Genomic DNA, 19,519 nt, shown 5'->3' with positions numbered 1-19,519 from the left:
CGGCATACCGAAAGCGTATGGAAGAACGCCACATGATCGCGACGCGCTGGCTTGATCGAAACACTCATTGAACGTATCCCATGATGCGTGTCCTTAGCCTGACTTAACAAACCCGCTGCCCGGGTGAAACATTAAGCGGTTGACGAGATCCCTTGTCCTCTCCAAAACCGCTTTAACTCGTCTCCCGTCAGCACCTCACTAAACAGGCGTCTCTGGTAGTCATGCGTGCGCAGCTCGACGAAGAATAGCGCAAAGGGCGCCTCGCCTTTCAACATGAGGGAAGCGGGCCGCGAGCGTTCGAACCCCGTGTTCATGATCGGGTTTCTCGAGCCAATCCCCCGCGTTGAGTCTATGGTGATATAAGCCCGCCTCGGTCAATGCCGCCCCGCTAGGCAAGGCAACTCGATAGCAACACCTCTTCTCACAAGGAACGTTAAATGAAGGCGCCCACCCATCAGCCGGATTTTTCTGAACGCGATATTCCCGTGGCCATCAATACCTATACGACGGTGCTGCGTCGCCAGCGCGTGCCCCACGAGCTGTTCGCCACCTACTGGCGAGATGTGCACGGCCCGCTCTGCTCACGGCTGCCCGGGCTTGCCTGGTATACCCAGACCCATTTTCATCGCGAGCAGGATGACCATCTTTGGCCAGCGATCGAAGGCGTTCAGGCGTTTCCAAACTATGCGCTGGATGGCGGGGTGGAAATTGGCTTCGCCTCTGCCGATGACCAGCAAACCTTCATGGACGCGTGCCATCTGCTGTTCTCGGACGAACAGAACATGTTCGCGGAGACCATTGCCTACGCGCTACCCAACGGCTCGACCACGCTGGTGGACAAAATCGCTGAGCCCGCGACCAATGGCGATGACGGGCTGGATCGCATGCACGTTCACTTTGGCGCAGCGCACGACGATGCTTCGGCATTCAGCCGGTTTCTGTCCGACGAGCTGGCGCCCGCCCTGGCGCAGGACCCGGCCCTGCTCAAGGTGCGGCTGCATACGCCCGAACGCTACGACAACGACGACCCCGCGCCGCCGGCACCGGATGTTGGCCACCAGGTACCGCCCGAGCGTGAACTAGTGGCGGTGCTGGAACTTGCGTTTCAATCGCCCCTCACGCGCCGGGCCTTTTTTGAGTCCGACGCTTTCACCCGGCTTGAAAACGGCATAAAGCAGCACATCGCCTACACCACGGCGTTTGCCGTGAGCGGCCACTATGTTTACGTCCGCGATAAGCAAATGACGCTAGCGGGCCTCAGGGGAAGCCGCCCGGCGCAACTGATCGAACGGCTGGGCGCCAACAATCAGATCACGCCAGACGTGATGCACCTGATTCGTACCGGCACGGTGAAAAGCGATTGAGAGAAAAGCATCACTCGGCGGTGCGAAAGCCGCCGGGTGGTGATGGGGTCAGCCCTGAGTGTATCGATGATTACGGTTAGGCATCGCACACGAGCTATCGCTACTCAATATTCTGAATCTTAAAATAGAGTAGGATTTAAAAATATTAAAAATCAATATCTTAAAATAAAATATCCACAAAAAACATGCAATCGCTACCCAATATACTACCCACCTAACGCTAGGGAAGACCAAAAACGAAGCCATTCTGAATGTATCTATTGCAGCCTCCGCTCTTTCGTTTTACATCACTAACTATGGCCACTTCCATCCTCAAAATGCCCCTCCTCATGTAAGCGAATAAATTCTTGCATCCGTTCATTTAGCGAAGGGCCTACTCTCGAACGCATTATTTTCAATTTACCAAGCTCCTCCTCAACTTCCGCAGCACGCTTTGTTACAGAATCGCGGTAAGCCTCAATGGCGTCGCTTTCTATCACTGCATCTTCCAATTTGCCTACTAGCGCTTCATAACGGCAGCGATGGTCAATTTCATCAGCTAGGGCGCTCAGCAATGCATTCACCGCAGAACTATAAACCTGCTCGGCTTGCTGAGCAGTTTCTTGCTGCTTCTTTAACCTAGCATTGAAAGATTCTCGTTCTCTTTTTAACTTTTCTGCGTCTTGCCTTTGTTCATCGACTGCATTGCTGATGAGTTGACTAAGGGTTTGTACCTTGGAATACCCGATTCTTTTGGACAAGGTGTCTAGCTGTTTAAGGGTGATATCCGGTAGTTGAAAAGAGACTTGCTTGCCATTTTGTCTTCGATACTGGTGCGTTTGCCAGGCGCCCTTCATCTGTCGGCTGACCTCTCGATTAGATATATCGTCAGGAAGCTCCATCAACCTTTCAGCCAAAGTTTGGTTATTGCTTGCACTTAGGATATGGGTCAACGAATAGGGCATCTTACCCTTTGAAGATCTGCGTGCTATGTAAGCGCAAATCCATTCCAACTGACCATGATCTTTCGTATCTATCCATCGAAATGGGGGAGCCATGAACTGTACCTAAAGGCGTAAGTATTTATAAAAAGGAGAAGGGTAGCTTCCCCTACCTCTGAAGAGGCAAATAACCGTATTTTTTAATCACATTGTGTTTATACATTGTGTTAACACCATGTGTAAACACGAAGTACACACACTACGTACAAACACTGTGTACAAACACAATGTGTAAATAATCCTATTTTCTATGGGTATGAAATGTCTTTTATTGCTTGAGAAAGCGTGTATATTGCTTCTATGAATACAGCATTTCTCGCCTACGAAAGCACCCTATTAACACCCGAAGCTCGTTGGCTACTGACTCAATGGGCTTCGAAAAAAGGCCTCGATCAGCCTGTGGAATGCTCTCCACGAGACCTCTTTGCTGAGCTGGGTTTAACCTATGCGCAAGGTCGGCGCGCGTGGCAAGTACTCACCTGCAAACGGGGTAAGCAACAAGAGCAATTTGTTGAAGTAGAACGTTTGCCGAGAAAGGGGCCTGGACGATATAAATCGCGCTACCTTTTATCAGCCAAGCTTTTAAAGGCACTGGCGAAATCTTCATTACCCGTCAGCAATTGCCATGCAGAAGAAATAATCACACTGGCAAAAACGTCCCGGTTGTCTAGCATTGAGGAAAGAATTGATTTGCGCGAGGGAAGCCGTCGCCGCCGTACTGGCTTAACGCTTCCTAATCGCTGGTTGCTAATGGTGTTATTGGCTCATGCTGATTCGCCAGGGACTGTGACTCGCCTTAGCGTATCCGCCCTACGTCGTTTGACGGGGATGTCGAGTTTTCGCATCACGAACCAGCTAAAGAAGCTGTGTGGCTTGGGTCTCATTGCTCACCATCAGCCAGGGCGATACGCACCTAAGGCTACTACTCGCAAGACTTCCATCTATTTGCTGGATCTAGAACACCCTTTGCTCGGTAAACGTGTAAGAGCACCGGCCACCATTTTATCGCTACCTTCAAGCAGGAAGTTTAAGAGAACCGAGTTAGTAGGCGGAATTGTAGATGCGGTGATGACGGCTGGGGTGTGTAGCCTTCAAATCGAAGCATTGTTGAAGGAGTACGATGCCAATAAGGATTCTGATAGTACCGTGTCAGACGATACTAAGGATGAATCAAAACGAGAGCATGATCCTTATCGCGAGGCTAAAAACTACCAAGAGAAATACATCCAACTCAAAAGAATTTTTAACGAGGCGCGATCACTGCTGCCAAGCACACGCTACCTAGAAAGCGGTATTGAAGAGCTAGTTAAATACTACGATGCGGATGATGCAAACTGGTTACTTACCAGCGTTCATATCGACGCATGTCATCTGCTAACCTCCTCCTGGAATGAGTTGAAAGAAGGTTTTTTTGGGCCTGAACAACCATGCCATGACGTCATAGTGGCGACGGCTCGTCGTTTAGGCATAGCGCCTGAATATGTGATCGAAGCGAAACCTGGGCAGGAATCAGAATGCGCGTCTGAAAAAGCAGACAATTATAAAAAGGCCCTGGACGATAATAAGCCTCATAGGTCTCCCGAAGTAGATCCAATCACAGGGCAAATTTCTTACCCTCCCTTGGCGCTACTGTTTTATGCCCTGTCACATCACCTAGCCAAACAGCTTCAACGTGTCTTCACCCTAGATGAACACGAAAATGTCGAAGCAATGACATACATGCTCGTACCTGTTTTCCCCAATTCACCTAACGGCCCGAGCTTACCCGCGTTTCAGCTACGGTGTTATTGCCTGCGCTCCGAAGGTACCGATCAAGAGCCAACAACCACTATATTTCTTAGTTCTGTCAGTGAGGATCTAAAAACTTATTGGCAAACGTATCATCAGGATTGCCTTTAAGCCATCAACGATGAGCCAGATGATGCCACAGAGTCTGACGCTCAAGAGCCTAGCGACGCATAACCTCCAGTCGCCAAGGCCACTCTCCAATTAAAAAATACTCAGCTTCCTCATGTCATGAACGAATAACAGGAGTTCGTCATGAGCATGAAACTGATCCGCATCAAAGACGTCATGGAACGCACAGGGCTAGCCAGATCGACGATCTACAAGTACATCAGCCTTGGGCGTTTTCCTCAGCCAATCAAGCTGGGCACGCGGGCCGTTGCCTGGGTCGAAAGTGAAATCGATACTTGGATAAATGACAGCATTAAGCGTAGAGATGACGATGCTGCTTAAGATCAAATCATTTAGCTTTTGCTAATTTAATTGAAGAGTTGATTATCCACTAGCCGCTACTCGCTTACGCTAGCACCTATCTACATCCGTCGAATTGCCATCAACCTTTCTGACCCTTGTTTAATTATTATTAAATTAAGGTATTAAGGTTAAGGTAATCAAAGTGTAGAGGGAGGGGCATCAAGCCCCGTACTTAAGCTGTCATCTAAGAACTCAGCATCGATACACCACCATGGCACTGAATCCAGCAACCGCTGGAGGATTCATCCTGCCTGTCATAAACGCCCATGCTTTAAAGCCATGGGCTATTTTACTCATACAAAGGAGCTTAAAATGCTACAGCTACTCTCATCGAACGCTAACCTGCACTTTGGCAATTCCCCAATGTTCAACGGGCTAAGCCTTCAAGCGGATCATCTACCAATGGCCGATGAATACCTGCAGGCCCTTTACGACACGATGCACAAGGCACTAAGCGACTACCCACGCGTAATGGCATTCAGAGTTGACCCTCGCATCCCTTCAGAAATAAGCGACCGAATGACGCTAGAAGACCACAAGCGGTTGATTAAACGTTTCACTGCTTCTCTGAAAGCCATCATTAAACACGACCGGCAACAAAAGCGTCTGAGTGGCTGGGTGCCAGATACCAAAGTGCGCTATGTATGGTGTCGAGAGGTTGGTAGCAATGGTAAGCCGCACTACCATTTCTTTATTCTACTGAATCGTGACGCCTACCACATGCTAGGTAGAGCCTGCTCCCCCAATGAGAATCTTATCAGCCGTGTGTCACGCGCTTGGTACAGCGCGCTGGGAGTTTTGTGGAACCCCCAAGAGCCATGGGTTCATGTTCCAAAGAACCCTACCTACTGGATAGACCGAGATAATGCAGATAGCTTTCAGGAGGCGTTCTATCGCGCCTCTTACCTTTGCAAAGCTGATACGAAGCAGTATGGGATAGGGTTAAGGGCATTCGGAACCAGTCGTAACTGAAGTCTCATCAAGAACATTGAGCATGGCCGCTGAACACTTCTTTGCCCGCATGCCCCCACACCGCTAAACTCGGCTCACTATTTGTGGGGGCCGGGTACCCGCCATGTTCACTATTACTGCCATACATGGAATCACCAATGAGCCACACCGTTACTCTGCAACAGTTGGAAATCCCAGTAGGACCTGAACCTACAGCCAAGAGATTATGAGTGCAGCCAGGCCATTTTTGAGGAACGCGCCTGCAATGCGACTGTACTTAAAAATCAAAAATTTAAAGATTTCCACCACTAACATCCAACACGCCGTTTACTCGTATTCAGCAATCAAACCGCAACCAAGCTGATCAATTGCTCCAGTTTCATGGTCATGTCGACCGTGCTGAACGATGCATGCACGCTGATTTTTTTTATTCAGGACGCAGGAATGTGGATACGTGCTAAAGCTATGTTAGCTTATAAGAAAAGCCGAAAAGCGCAGAGTTTCAGATATGCACCTTTCTAGAATTTTTATCAAACATTTCAGAAACTTCCAGAGTCTTGACGTGAAGCTCAGCGGCAACGCGGTTATCTTGGGCGAGAACCGTACTGGAAAGAGCAACCTTCTGTACGCGCTGCGGCTCATTTTTGACCACAATCTACCGGATAGCGCACGCCAACTCTCCCCGTCAGACTTCTGGGACGGCCTCGAAACGCTCAGCGCGGATGACAATATCGTGGTCAGCGTCGAAATCAAAGAGTTTGAGCATGATCCGGATATTTTAGCCGTTCTTACAGACTTTCGACTCGATGACGACCCCGAGACCGTTAGACTTTCCTATGAACTTCGGGCAAAAGCCGATCTGGACGTCAACGCCCCTATATCTGCAGAAGATTTCGAATTCTTCTGCTATGGGGGGGAGAGTGGTACAAAAACTTATGGACACAAATTGCGGCGCCGAATCGCAATGGAAGTACTTCCGGCGCTGCGCGACGCTGAGAGTGATCTCGCCGTATGGCGGCGCTCACCTCTACGTCCACTGGTGGAAGAGGCGTTCAGAACCGTCGACCAGGATAGTCTCGCGGCCATCGGCGAGGCTATTGAGGAGGTTACCGGAAAGATAACGCAATTCGAAGAAGTCCAAGTGCTGCAACAGCGCATCGCAGACGCGTTTTTAGAGTTAAGTGGGCCGCGCCAGGACATTCGGCCCGGTATCGGATTCAGCCCAGCGGATCCGACGCGCCTGCATCGTTCGATCCGCCTATTAATTGATGATGGCGCGCGAGGAATCGATGATGCCAGTCTCGGCTCTGCCAACCTGGTTTTCCTCAGCTTAAAAACACTAGAAATCAGACAACTGATCAGTGAAAACAGTCGCGACCATACATTCCTTGCAATAGAAGAACCGGAAGCGCACCTGCACCCACATCTACAGCGCTCAGTTTATCGGCAAATGTTCGAGTCGGTCGATGGCGCAGAGACGCCGGGACCTCTCTCGGTCATTTTGACGACCCACTCTCCACACATCGCAAGCGTTTCGCCATTACGGTCAATCGTGTTGCTAAAGGATCACGGCGAGAAAGGTACAGTCGGCTATTCAGCTCAAGAGATCAATCTCAGCGACGACGAAGCGGACGATATTGCGCGGTACCTAGATGTCACTCGCGCGGAAATGCTGTTCGCGCGTGGAGTCATTCTGGTTGAAGGCGACGCCGAGAAATTCCTCGTCCCGCCCTTTGCCGCGCGGATCGGACAACCACTCGACAGGCTTGGGATAACTGTCTGCTCGGTTTCCGGAACGAATTTCAAACCCTATGTGAAGTTTCTGAGCGGGCTCGGTATACCTTTTTCCATTATCACGGACCGGGACCCACGAGAAGGTAAAAGGCCGCTTGCTTACAAACGAAGCTGCAATCTTGTCACAGTTATCGAGGTACAACGCACTGGGGAAAGACCCAACGACGTGCTCGCGGAACTGGCCGAGCTTAGCGACTATGAAGAATTTCGTGAGCGGTGCGAGGCTTTCGGTATCTTTTCCAATCAGCAGACCCTTGAAGTTGATTTATTTAAAGAGGGCTTCGCGGGCGCGATCATAGGCACATTGCGTGAGTACAATCAGAGCGCGACCCGCAGGGAGCAGATTGATCGCTGGAATGACGATCCTGACAGCTTGGATGAAAGCACTCTTCTTAAGATGATTGATCGCATTGGCAAGGGGCGGTTCGCCCAGAGACTGCTCTCTCATTGCGAGGAGACCGACCCTCCCGCATATATCGCTCGGGCCATCAGATACGTGGCCGACCGTGTCTAAGCGCGCAGCATATCTCAAAGCTGCCGAAGATCTACGGGGCAACCCAGGACAGTGGGCTGCCTACGAGTCGGGTGGCCATTGTGTCGTACTGGCTGGCCCCGGCAGCGGCAAGACGAAGACGCTGACGATCAAGCTCGCGCGTATGCTTGCCGAAGATATTGAAGAGCCGCGTGGCCTTGCCTGCATTACCTATAACAACGAATGCGCGCGTGAACTGGAGCAGAGGCTCGAAGGCCTAGGTATTGCGCCTAGCGAAAGGATTTTCATCGGCACTGTCCATTCATTCTCGCTGACGCAGATCATCCTGCCTTACGCAAAGGTGGCTAGGCTCGGCCTGCCAGACGATTTTGAGGTCGCAAACCTGCAGGAGCAACGCGGCGCACTGGAGCGTGCCTATGACAGGGTGATCGGATGGGGTGAAGATCCGCATAGAATGTGGAAGGGGCCCATGGAACGTTATCGCCGGTCTCATCTAGATCGGACAGTAGCAGCTTTCCATAATGACGACTCCACATGCGCGGAACTCGTTCTTGCCTACGAAGAGGAGCTGAGAGCGCAGGGACTAATCGATTTCGATGACATGCCCTTGCTCGCTTTGCGGGCACTTAAGGAAAACGTGTGGCTCCGTCGCGCCATTCGCGCTAAATATCCCATTTTGGCTGTAGATGAATACCAGGATCTTGGCAGCGCACTACACAGTATGGTTTTAGGACTTTGCTTCAGCACCGGCATACGGCTTTTCGCTGTCGGAGATGTGGATCAATCGATATACGGCTTTACTGGCGCAAAACCAGAACTGCTAAGGCAGCTTGCTAATCGCGAGGACGTAGAAACGGTTCCACTGCGCCTGAATTACCGCTGCGGATCAAGTATCGTCAACGCTTCGCAGTTGGCACTAGGCGAGGAAAAGGGATACGAGGCTCCGACGGGCGCTGCAGAAGGGACGATCTATTTTAAGCCCCTTCATGGCAACTATGAACAGCATGCGCACTACATTTTCGAGACTCTCATTCCCAATGCCATAGCTAGGCTACCGGGTCTAGAACCGGGAGACATTGCTATCCTCTACCCAGCCGCATGGATAGGTAACTCTATCGCAGATGCTGCCCAAGCATACGGCTATGGCACAGTAAGGGCGGACGGTAACTCACACTATCCCCGCTCAAGCCGACTGATGCGCTGGCTAGAGCAATGTGCCACATGGTGCTGCAGCGGGTGGCAAACAGGAACACCTCGCTTCTCAAGGCTTGTGGCTAACGGCGAACTCCTGTTCGCTGAAACACTCGCTTCCGAAACAGAACAAAACAGATTTCAGCGGCAGCTGATTACTTTCCTATGGGAACGGCGTGACAGCACGCTTGATCTTCATACTTGGCTAACTACCTTCCACCAAGAGTTGCTGAACGATCACCTTGCCCGAAGCCGCACTATGAGCGACGAGCGCAGCACACTAAATGCATTTATAGAGAAAAGTGCCCCAGGTAACACCTGTGCCGACTTCACGCTCGGCCTTTTCTGCGGTCATGGCGAGGGTAACAATCGCATCAACTTGACAACCCTTCACAGTTCCAAGGGCCGCGAGTTCCGTTTTGTCGTTCTCTTCGGTATGGATGACGGCAGGATACCGCGCAATAATGCAGGCGAGGGAGAGATAAGAGAGGCACGTCGCCTGTTCTATGTAGGATTCACGCGTGCTGAAGAGGAAATTCATATAATTTACAGTACCAATAACCCGTCACCGTTTGTAACAGAATTGGAAGGACGAATTGATGCAGACGATGCCTGAAGCATTTTACTTTTATATGGTCAGTAGATGCGCAAGCCTTCTGGAAAGGCTAAAAGAATTTACTACAAGCACCTCGCCTTCGTGAATTAATGAAAGTGAAACGCTCTCATCTCACTATTTCTGAAATGGCAGAACATCCGCTCGTGTAGCTCGACCAGACCTTACGGTATTGTGCTTGAGCTTGAGAGGCACCACGTTATCAGCAGCATTGGGCTGTAGGCTTAGGTAACCAGGGCGTAAGCTACAAAGCATCTCAATGGTTTCTGGTGGCAAACCAATCTGATAAGCCAACTCAGAGCGCTCGAAAATGCCGTTATCTACCAACAAATGCGCGCCGCGCATCATGAGCTTGGGCTGCTCGAAAGCGAAGGTGTCATCGCCAGGCTCTCCTTTCGTCCATTTACGTGCAGAGCGTCCTTTCCAAAGTCTCAATTCAAGCTGATCCGAAAGCAATGATAGATCGCGACAGCGTACGATCATTGACGCTACAGAGACCTTCCAGCGAGATTTAAGCGAGAGCAGGTTATCAAGCGTTGGCCATACAACCTCCTGCGCAAAGCTCTCGGGAGGCATCAAGAATGCACTGGCAAAACGGTGTGCCTGACCTTCTAAAAGGTTGTAGAGCTCATTTTTCGCATATTGCGAAGCCGGAATTTTCGAGTGTAGTACCAAGTGCCCCAACTCATGCGCTGCGTCGAAGCGATTACGAATCGCATTCGCTTTGTCTTCAGCGATCAGCACATAGGGTCGGCCATCCAAAATGGAGACATGGGAAACGCCGTCCATTTTGACATGCCCAAGGGTCGCACGAGTACAAATGATTCCAGCATTTTCCATCACTTGGATAACATTCGGAATAGGGGCAGTGCCGAGATTCCAAACCTCACGGCATTCGCGCGCGATATCTTCTATTTCTTCATCACTGATCAGGCGGCAGTCATCGGCATCCAGCATAGGCACATTGACCTCAGGCCACTCCATTGCATCCTGAAAGAAGTCTGAAATCTCTTGAAGCCATGCTAAATACAACTGCGACCGCTCACGGGCCTGCTTGTGAGCAGATGCTTGAGAGCGGAAAAAATGGGGGCGCTGTTCCCCTTGGAAAGCTAGCGGTATTGGCTTAAGAAACCACATACGTGAAACATTAAAAACGTGGCAAAGGCGATCAAAGGACTCAGCCTCAGGTAGCTGGGCACCTTTTTCCCATGCCGAAATCGTGCTGGAAGAGCGCTCAATTTGCTCTCCCAGCTCCGCGAGGGTCAAATTTTGGGCCATACGCAGCTGGCTCAGCCGCTGGCCTTGAAATCCATCAACCCCTGTTCTCATATCACTCGCTTCCGCCTTCGTTTTGGTCTCGACCTTCATCGCGACGCATGCTAGCACGCAGCTTCGGATAAGCAACATCGCCGATACCATCTATTTCGTCGTAATACTGTAAAAGCTCATCAGTACTAATTCGCAAATGGAAACCTGCGCTTGGATCACTGAATGGAACGGCCAACACTACACTCAAAGTGGAGCTGTGATCGCTTTCTGTCCATTTCGCCGTATAGGGCAGCAATAAAGCATGCAAAGAGTCGTCATTCGGACCAAGGGGCGGGGTCAACGACTGAAATAGGTCAGGATGCTGATTTTCCAGCCTTTCGTTAATAGCGCTGAACTCGCGCCGGTATTTAGCCGAAGTGGGCTGTGCCTTGTCTTGCGTCATGACACTCGTAGTAATTTGTAACGAACCAGCACGAATTAGCGCAAAGTGACCGCCTGCTGGTTGAGTAGGATAGTTGCTCACCTCAAAGCTTTCGCCAGCCTGCAAACCTAGAAGCGCCTCTTGCACCGTGTAATGATGTAACTGCGGCCCAGGGCCAGGCAGTGGTACATGCTTGAAGGTCTCTTTGAGAAAGGTATCGCTTTTCTTAAAAGCTGCTTCAATGCTTTCAAGCAACTGATTTAAATCAGGACGAGATAGCTGCTGGCAGATAAAGCGGCACAGTTCTTCTCTGTTCGTTTCTTTTTGGCTCACGATTGCCTCCAAGGCGCCGATTCGGTAAAGCAGATTATAGACCCATTTTTTCCTGTTATCCACGCAGCCATTTATTCTTGCCTGCTGATCAGGGCAAATTGACCGCTTTAGAAGTTGCTCTCTACACAGGTTATTATGTGGCCAAAAGCCCAGCCCAAGTCACACGCTGCTAAGGAACACACGAGTACATGCCCATACTGCGATGGTTGACCCGAGACGAAGACGTGCGCGCCGCTGAAAAGGTGCCTTATCGCTTGATGGAAGAAGCGCCCGAGCTTGGCTATGGCGATCAGAACTCCGGGAATATGCTCATCCAAAGCGATAACCTCGACGCCCTGAAGGCACTTCTGCCCTATTACGCTGGGCAGGTAAAGTGCATCTATATCGACCCACCCTACAACACCGGCTCTGCCTTCGAGCATTACGACGACAACCTAGAGCATTCCAAATGGCTCGCCATGATGTGGCCCCGCTTGGAGCTGCTGCGTGAACTGCTAGCAGAGGATGGGTCGATATGGATCAGTATTGACGAAGACGAGCATGCCTATTTAAAAGTCATTTGCGACGAAGTATTTGGTAGGCGAAAATTTGTGACTACCAACGTCTGGCAGAAACGCTATGCACCAGATTCGCGTGTTGCCATTAGTGATGCCCATGAGTATGTGCTTTGCTATGCGATGGAGCCACGTTCTTTTAAAGAAACACGCAACCTCATCCCGCTTAGCGACGCACAAACTAAACAGTTCAAAAACCCAGATAAAGACAACCGAGGCCCCTGGAAGGCTAGAGACTTTACAGCACCTGGTTACCGTCCTAATCAGATGTATGAAATCACTCTTCCTTCTGGACGCGTAGTCACTCCTCCAGGCGGCCGGTGTTGGCGGGTCACTAAAGCAGGATACGAGCAATTCCTAGCCGACGACAGGATGTACTTTGGCCCCAAAGGCGACGGAGCACCTTCGGTTAAAAGGTTCGTCGCTGAAATGCCAGGTATGGTTCCTTGGACATGGTGGCCTCATACAGACGTAGGGCATTCTCAAGAAGGTAAAAAAGAGAATCAGGCTCTTTTTGGACACGATGACACATTTGGTACTCCCAAGCCGGAGCGCTTGATTGAGCGCATTCTCCAAATTGCCACCAACCCCGGCGACTTAGTACTTGATAGCTTCCTCGGCTCTGGTACCACAGCCGCTGTCGCCCACAAAATGGGCCGTCGATATATCGGCATTGAAATGGGCGAGCACGCCGTCACACACTGCGTTCCCAGGCTCAAACAAGTCGTTGATGGTGAGCAAGGCGGTATTTCAGAAGCGCAAAATTGGCAAGGCGGCGGTGGCTTCCGCTTTTATAGGCTTGGACGTCCCGTATTTACGGAAGATGGGCAAATTCAGCCCGACATAAAATTCCCCGTATTGGCCGCTCATATCTGGTTTACCGAGACGGGCACCTCGTGGTCGAAGCATAATGATCAAACGCCGTTTCTTGGCAGCCATAATGGCCATGGGTATGCCCTCCTATACAACGGCATTCTTGGAGACAAAGCTGCTGCCAATGGAAACGTATTAACTCGGAAGACGTTAGCTGTGATTCGCGCTGCGCAGGGGGATTTTGAAGGCCCTATGACCATTTATGGCGAGCGCACCATGCTATCAGAGGCAACGCTTAACGCTGAGCAGATCGAGTTCAAGCAAACCCCTTACGATGTTAAGGCGCGCACATGAAGTTAAAGGATTACCAACACGCCTCGCTTGATACGCTGAAAACCTACCTGGAAGAGGCGCGGGTGATTGGCCCGCACGAGGCGTATAAAACAATTACCGAAAAGCCCGAGGTAGCCGCCCGCCTACGTGGTTATTCAGCAAAGTACACGTCAGTCAAAACGCTGCCAGATACACCTTATGTATGCCTACGCTTACCCACCGGCGGCGGTAAGACAATTCTCGCCGCTCACTCAATTGCGGTGGCCAAAGATGCTTGGGTAGAAAAGGACTTCCCCTTAGTGCTGTGGCTCGTGCCCACCAACACCATTCGTACGCAAACGGCTGAAGCACTCAAGAACCCTCGGCACCCCTACCGCAAAGCACTGGACGAGGCGTTTGGTGGGCGCGTGCGAATCTTTGATATAGGCGATTTTACTCACATCAAACCGCATGACCTACTATCCAATCTCTGCGTGGTCGTCGGCACGGTACAAACTCTGCGCGTAAGCAATACCGATGGGCGCAAAGTCTATGCCCATAACGAGGAAATGGAGCCACACTTCTCTGCGGTTTCTCCTCAAACGCCAGAGCTGGAGCGCACTGAAAAGGGCAATATTAAATTCAGCTTCGCTAACCTGATGCACCTGCATCAGCCATTGGTGATCATGGATGAGGCCCATAAGGCTGGCTCCAAGCTCAGCCAAGAAGTTTATGAACGGATTAATCCGACCGCGCTCATCGAATTCACCGCCACGCCCAAGGGGTTCAACAATCTGCTTCATTCAGTGACCGCCCAGGAGCTGAAAGATGAAGAGATGATCAAGATGCCTGTGGTGCTGGACGAAGCTGAGACATGGCAAGGAGCGGTTAACTCGGCCATTTTGAAGCGTGCCGAGCTACAAGAGCATGCTGAACGCGACCGAGACGCTTATATTCGCCCTATCGTGCTCTTTCAGGCACAAAAAAAAGGCGAAGAGGTCACCGTGGAGGTGCTGAAGCAGCACCTGATCGACAATGAGAATATTGATCCAAATAAAATCGCCGTGGCCACTGGCGCGCAACGTGAATTAGACGGCATCAACCTATTCAAGCCCGATTGCCCTATTGAGTACGTCATCACGATCGAAGCGCTCAAAGAAGGCTGGGACTGCTCTTTCGCCTATGTTTTCTGCTCGGTGGCTAATATTCGCAGCTCCACCGACGCTGAGCAGCTCTTGGGCCGCGTGCTTCGCATGCCTTACGCCCAGAAACGTAAAGAAAAAGCGCTAAATAAATCCTACGCCAAGCTGGTTTCAAAACGCTTTATGGATGCCGCCCACAGCCTTCGGGATAAGCTCATTGATATGGGCTTTGAAGAGAGCGAGGCAGAGGACAATATCGAAGCTGAACAGCTCGGCCTTGATGATGGGTTGTTTGGACGTCAGCCTCGGCCCACTCCGACGATGAAAGTCGCTATTCAGGCTAGTCAGGAAGAAGCCAGCAAAATGAACACGGCGGTGCCATCGAAGGTACAAGTGACTTTTGATGAGAGCGGCAAGAGCCATGTAGAAGTAAAAGGCTTCCTCAAGCCTGAAGAAGCCGACACATTGATCAGCTATGCTCCTGAATCGCTTAAACCGCAGCTTCAGCAAAGCATCAACGAGCACCACGCTAAATACCAGCACGAGATACCACCTTCACAGAAGGGAGAAACCTTCACGCTGCCTCGCTTAATGGCCTACGTGCAAGGAGAGCTAGTATTTGGAGACCCCGAAATTCTCATGGAGCAACATGAGTGGTCGCTTGCCGACCACCCTGCTCGCTTGGAAGCGTCCGAATTCAGTATCGTGGATACCACGAACACATTTGAAATTGATTTGGACGGCAATCGCGTGACCATTGGCTCTGGCGATGCTGCTGAGCAGCTCACCATGAACGTTGAAGTAGACGACTGGACGCCAAACAGCCTCGTGCAATGGCTAGATCGCAAAATACGTACACCGTGGCTTAGCCAAGCTGAATTACTGGCGTGGCTAAGTGACGTCGTGACCTATCTAACACGTGATCGAGAGCTGAGTTTATCCCAGCTGATGCGCTGCAAATTTATTCTCGCTCGCAAGCTGTCTGAAAAAATTCAGGGCTTCCGCCAAGCAGAGCGTGAGAAAGTCTACCAAGCCAACCTGTTTGGGCCAGACGCCCATATTGAGGTCTCCTTCGATCAAGGCTTTACCTTTTTCGATGAGATGTATGCGGGGGTTCCGACATATCGCGGTAGCTACCGCTTCAAAAAGCACTTCATGGGGCCCGACGCTGTGCCCGTCTTTGATTCCAAAAAGGTCAATGGCGAGGAAGAACAGTGTGCCTTCATAATCGATTTGCACCCGAGGGTAAAATACTGGACGCGTAACGTCAGCAGGCACCCAAATTCGTTCGCATTGCCGACCTCCACCGATAAATTCTACCCAGACTTTGTCGCCCTGCTCGATGATGGCCGCCTGCTGGTCGTGGAATACAAAGGCAAAGACCGCACACCCGAGGAAAGCCGCGATTCACGCGAGAAAAACCTTATTGGTCAGCAATGGGCAAAGGCCTCCAATGGTCAGGCGGTCTTTGTGATGGCCACTATTGAGAAGGGTGATCCGAAGGAAGTGCGGGTGGCAATTGATGAAGTATTAGGGAAATAACCAACCCTTAGCGCAAAACCCGTTCTCGTAGATGCCTCTGCGGTGCAGAAAAACCAGGAATCTTGTAAACGGCAAAATGGAGGGGATTGCCCCCTCCATATCGCTTACTTCTTCTTACGAACCTTGATCGGGAATACCTTGCCGTTTTTAGGCCGAATAATTTTCCCGTTCTTACGGATGTAAGGCCGATAAATGATCTCGTAGTCGTCATGAATAACGCCCATGGATCACCTCCATCTACTATCACGGCCTTAAAAACTTCGCCTCGTTGACCTTTGGCCAGGCAAAGATTAACCTTCGCCATGCTATCGAATATGGCAACTCGCCAAGAGAACAGGGCCGCCATGCTAAGTCCTGCTCTTTTGCGTCCTCCCAGCCAAGGCGGCAACCTTGGCTGGGAATCCTTCCTTCATCTCATCTTCCTTGATTCCCTCGTAGTAGTTTTCTAAGAAAGAAACCACTACATGTAGTGCTCCTTTGTCTAAATCTACATATCAGGTTGACAGGTGTCAACCCAATCACCATATTGTCAACTTAACCCACCTTACAATAAGGTAGAAAGTCATGCTGCATGATCGTATACATCGTGCGCGTGTCCTCAAGAATATGACCTTGCAGCAGTTAGCCGATCTGCTGGGAGACATAACCAAGCAGGCTCTGTCGAAATATGAACAGGGCAAGGACGCGCCCAATTCGACTCGCTTGATCCAACTGGCGGACGCGCTTGGGGTTAACCCTGAGTATTTTTTCCGCTCAGACTCAGTAGAGCTGGGTAAAGTAGACTTCCGTAAGCACTCCGCCTTCGGAAAACGCCAACAAGAAGCCGTAAAAGAGCAAGTGCGTGAGCACCTAGAACGCTATTTAGCGGCAGAGAGCCTGTTTCAAACCGACCAATTAATTGGTGAATTTGCCAAATGGCATCAGCGTTTTCCTGTGTCCAATGTTGATGAGGTTGAACAGGCGGCAAATAAACTGCGTGAAGATTGGCAGCTAGGGGTAAACCCTATCGCCAACCTGACTGAAATTCTGGAAGAAAAAGGTATCAAGGTAGTGAGCCTTCAAGCCCACGAGAAATTCGATGGGCTGTGCGCTCTCGTCAATAATGGCGCGGATGCTGTTATCGTCAGTAACACCGAGCGTCCTGGTGAACGCCAGCGTTTTAACCTCGCCCATGAGCTAGGACATTTGGTGATGTCACTGCCTGAGGAGCTTCATGGCACTCGTGATGAAGAAAACTGGTGCCACCGCTTTGCCGGGGCGTTTCTGTTCCCTGCTAGCCAAGTACGCATCACCTTTGGTGAGCACCGCAAGCGGGTACTGTTCCAGGAATTTCTGTTGGCCAAGGAGGAGTGGGGGATTTCTATTCAAGCCACTTTGCGCCGGTTATATGACCTGGATATCGTTAACTCGAACTTCTATCAGAATACTTTTCGCTTATGGTCGATGCAGGGGTTCAAAAAAAATGAGCCTGGTCGGCTAGACCCTGAAAAATCCTATCGCCTGAAGCAGTTGGTTTACAGGGCACTAGCAGAAGGGCTGGTCACTCCTTCAAGAGCAGCGGAGTTGCTTAGTACAAGCCTCGGTGAGATCGAGGAGATCATGGCAAACGGACAGGCAGGTGACGGTGAGCATGCCCGCGAAAATTCTTGTATCTGATACCAATATCTGGATCGATCTACACCGCAGTGGCCTGCTTGAAACCGTGTTTTCTCTACCTCACCAGTTCGTAACCACCGACTTTGTGTGGCGAGAGCTGAAAAAGCCCCCTGGTAAGGAACTGACAGGCTTGGGGCTTGCGGTTGAAGCATTCAACGGCGATGAGGTAGCGACACTTTTTACGCTACGCCAAACATTGGGCAATTCCTCACTAGCGGATGTGTCGTGCTACTTCCTAGCCAAGGAAAGAGGTTGGACGCTGCTAACCAATGACGGAGCGCTCAGGAAATCAGGGCAACAAAGCCAGTTGGAGGTTCGTGGTGTACTTTGGATATTAGATGAGCTGGAGGCTCATGCCCTTCTTTCGCCAAGCCAACTGGCCGACGCTTTGGAATCGATGCTAAAAGCGGGTGCCAGGCTACCGGAATACGATTGCCATCAACGACTAGGCCGATGGCGGTAAATATGGTGCTTAAGATAACGCCCTAGAGCAGGCAAAAGGCTTCATGTCTGTTATGAATATTAGCCAAAAAAATACAGCCCAATGAAGGGGAACCGCTCCCCAGGAGCGGCACCAAATTTAGAGTTAATCAGTTACAAATACCCCTTTTCTGCGAACGACGTGCATCCATCGCTTCCCACCACTACATGATCAATTACCTTGATATCCATCAGCCCCAGGACTTCCTTCAGGCGCTCAGTGATTCGCCTATCTGAATCGCTGGGTTCAGGGTCACCACTAGGATGGTTATGCACCAGAATGACGGCAGCGGCGTTGTAGGCCAGCGCGGCTTTCAGCACTTCGCGTGGGTAAACGCTTGCGGTGTCGATGGTGCCACGAAAAAGCTCTTCAAAACGGATAACGCGGTGCTGGCTATCCAGGAATAAGACGCTGAACACCTCATGCTCGTAGTCTTGCAGCAATAATTGCAGGTGCTCGAAGGCCTGCGAAGGCAGGGTAATCTTGAGGCCTTTAGCGAGCTTGCGGCGTGCGAAGCGCTTGGCCATGGTGATGATGTCGGTTTCAGTAACCGGCGAAGTGACTAAGTAGGTGCCCGCCACTTCACCGGCTTTGAGTTTGCTATGGGGCATGATGACCTCCAAAAAAATAAAGATGCCGGGGTGGTGGCCCCGGCATCTATGTCGTTAATAGTGGATGTGTATTGTGGTTCAGCGGATGAGTCACGCGGCCATCACTTGGCTGATGCGCCGCTCCATCTCTTCATGAAAGGCCTCAACCCGCTCGGCAATCGTGCGGATCAGAGCCTCGTCTCGGTAGGCACGTTTCACAAACAGCGGCATTCCAGGCCAGTAGCTCACAAAGTCGATCCATTCCCGTTCACTGACCCAGAGCCCACCCTGGCATTGGGGCACGTGTTCGTCGGGTATTTCCCCACTGAGCAGCACCTCAATCTGGAACTTGGGCAGCTTGGTCTTGATCTCCAACAGGCCGTTTTTGCCAATCAAGCTATCCGGTGAGTAGCCTACGTTGTGGTTGAGGATCAGGCCCACTTCTTTAGGCTTCGGTGCGCCAGTCATATCGCGATACAGTGAGCGGGCGACGCTCTCTAGCTCCTGCCCCCGCTTGGTGTGGGCATTGCCTTGAAACGGCTCGGCCAGCTCTCCGGTCATACGCTCGCCGATCAACTGGTGCATGTAGGTGATGGCTCCGGTACCCAACCCGCCTGGGCCTTTGCCATTTACCAGCAATGCTTTGAGTTCCGACATAGTGACGCGCCCAAGACGCGCCGCCAGCCACTCAGGAGAGCCTTGTGGCATGGTGAGTATCTTCATAACGCCTCCTGTAGGCGGTGAGTGAGCAGGCTGCGCCG

The 19,519-nt window shown here is 51.1% G+C and carries 15 protein-coding genes; 10 read left to right on the top strand and 5 right to left on the bottom strand.

The genetic code is table 11. The annotated features are described in order from the left end of the window. Positions 1–437: 437 nt before the first annotated feature. Positions 438–1,364, top strand: a complete 927-nt coding sequence (locus MQW23_RS10105; protein WP_252107969.1) for an EthD domain-containing protein — start codon at positions 438–440, stop codon at positions 1,362–1,364. A 290-nt stretch (positions 1,365–1,654) separates the two neighbouring features. Here the strand turns inward: MQW23_RS10105 and MQW23_RS10100 are convergent, their stop codons facing one another. Beyond that, on the bottom strand, positions 1,655–2,401 hold the full coding sequence (locus MQW23_RS10100) for a hypothetical protein (protein ID WP_252107968.1): 747 nt from the start codon (positions 2,399–2,401) through the stop codon (positions 1,655–1,657). Positions 2,402–2,629: 228 nt separating this feature from the next. Between MQW23_RS10100 and MQW23_RS10095 the strand changes: the two genes are divergently transcribed. The 5 genes from MQW23_RS10095 (at position 2,630) to MQW23_RS10075 (ending at position 9,648) form a co-directional block, all read left to right on the top strand. After that, entirely contained in the window at positions 2,630–4,243 is a 1,614-nt protein-coding gene (locus MQW23_RS10095) for a hypothetical protein (RefSeq protein WP_252107967.1), read from the top strand. A 141-nt stretch (positions 4,244–4,384) separates the two neighbouring features. After that, entirely contained in the window at positions 4,385–4,582 is a 198-nt protein-coding gene (locus tag MQW23_RS10090) for a helix-turn-helix transcriptional regulator (RefSeq protein ID WP_252107966.1), read from the top strand. A 333-nt stretch (positions 4,583–4,915) separates the two neighbouring features. Beyond that, the gene (locus tag MQW23_RS10085; RefSeq protein ID WP_252107965.1) at positions 4,916–5,575 is read left to right on the top strand and encodes an inovirus Gp2 family protein; all 660 of its coding nucleotides are present in this window, start codon (positions 4,916–4,918) and stop codon (positions 5,573–5,575) included. A gap of 487 nt (positions 5,576–6,062) precedes the next feature. Continuing rightward, positions 6,063–7,862: an ATP-dependent nuclease gene (locus MQW23_RS10080; RefSeq protein ID WP_252107964.1), complete on the top strand. Its 1,800-nt coding sequence runs from the start codon at positions 6,063–6,065 to the stop codon at positions 7,860–7,862. Beyond that, positions 7,855–9,648, top strand: coding sequence for an ATP-dependent helicase (locus MQW23_RS10075; RefSeq protein WP_252107963.1), 1,794 nt, complete (start codon positions 7,855–7,857; stop codon positions 9,646–9,648). The genes MQW23_RS10080 and MQW23_RS10075 overlap by 8 nt, the downstream gene beginning before the upstream one ends. A gap of 114 nt (positions 9,649–9,762) precedes the next feature. Here the strand turns inward: MQW23_RS10075 and MQW23_RS10070 are convergent, their stop codons facing one another. Both MQW23_RS10070 and MQW23_RS10065 read right to left on the bottom strand, forming a co-directional pair. Then, complete coding sequence (locus tag MQW23_RS10070) at positions 9,763–11,013, bottom strand: helix-turn-helix domain-containing protein (protein ID WP_252107962.1); 1,251 nt, start codon at positions 11,011–11,013, stop codon at positions 9,763–9,765. Further along, entirely contained in the window at positions 10,976–11,668 is a 693-nt protein-coding gene (locus tag MQW23_RS10065) for a hypothetical protein (protein ID WP_252107961.1), read from the bottom strand. Before MQW23_RS10065 ends, MQW23_RS10070 begins: the two co-directional genes overlap by 38 nt. A gap of 188 nt (positions 11,669–11,856) precedes the next feature. On the opposite strand from MQW23_RS10065, the gene MQW23_RS10060 reads away from it, so the two are divergent. The 4 genes from MQW23_RS10060 (at position 11,857) to MQW23_RS10045 (ending at position 18,150) form a co-directional block, all read left to right on the top strand. Next, positions 11,857–13,389 (top strand): site-specific DNA-methyltransferase, encoded by a 1,533-nt coding sequence (locus MQW23_RS10060; RefSeq protein WP_252107960.1) that lies wholly within the window; start codon positions 11,857–11,859, stop codon positions 13,387–13,389. Next, on the top strand, positions 13,386–16,031 hold the full coding sequence (locus tag MQW23_RS10055; protein ID WP_252107959.1) for a DEAD/DEAH box helicase: 2,646 nt from the start codon (positions 13,386–13,388) through the stop codon (positions 16,029–16,031). Before MQW23_RS10060 ends, MQW23_RS10055 begins: the two co-directional genes overlap by 4 nt. A gap of 564 nt (positions 16,032–16,595) precedes the next feature. Then, positions 16,596–17,687 (top strand): helix-turn-helix domain-containing protein, encoded by a 1,092-nt coding sequence (locus tag MQW23_RS10050; RefSeq protein WP_089676073.1) that lies wholly within the window; start codon positions 16,596–16,598, stop codon positions 17,685–17,687. Continuing rightward, positions 17,662–18,150: a PIN domain-containing protein gene (locus tag MQW23_RS10045; RefSeq protein WP_252107958.1), complete on the top strand. Its 489-nt coding sequence runs from the start codon at positions 17,662–17,664 to the stop codon at positions 18,148–18,150. Before MQW23_RS10050 ends, MQW23_RS10045 begins: the two co-directional genes overlap by 26 nt. A 131-nt stretch (positions 18,151–18,281) precedes the next feature. Here MQW23_RS10045 and radC read toward each other — a convergent pair whose 3' ends face one another. Continuing rightward, positions 18,282–18,695: a RadC family protein gene (gene radC, locus MQW23_RS10040; protein WP_502800955.1), complete on the bottom strand. Its 414-nt coding sequence runs from the start codon at positions 18,693–18,695 to the stop codon at positions 18,282–18,284. 174 nt (positions 18,696–18,869) lie between these two features. Beyond that, entirely contained in the window at positions 18,870–19,481 is a 612-nt protein-coding gene (locus tag MQW23_RS10035) for a lambda exonuclease family protein (protein WP_252107956.1), read from the bottom strand. Positions 19,482–19,519: the final 38 nt, after the last annotated feature.

Source organism: Halomonas sp. S3-1-1 (assembly GCF_023757625.1).
Classification (GTDB): Bacteria; Pseudomonadota; Gammaproteobacteria; order Pseudomonadales; family Halomonadaceae; genus Vreelandella.
Note: the sequence above shows the minus strand (reverse complement) of the source record. Positions and strands in the feature narration are given on the sequence as shown.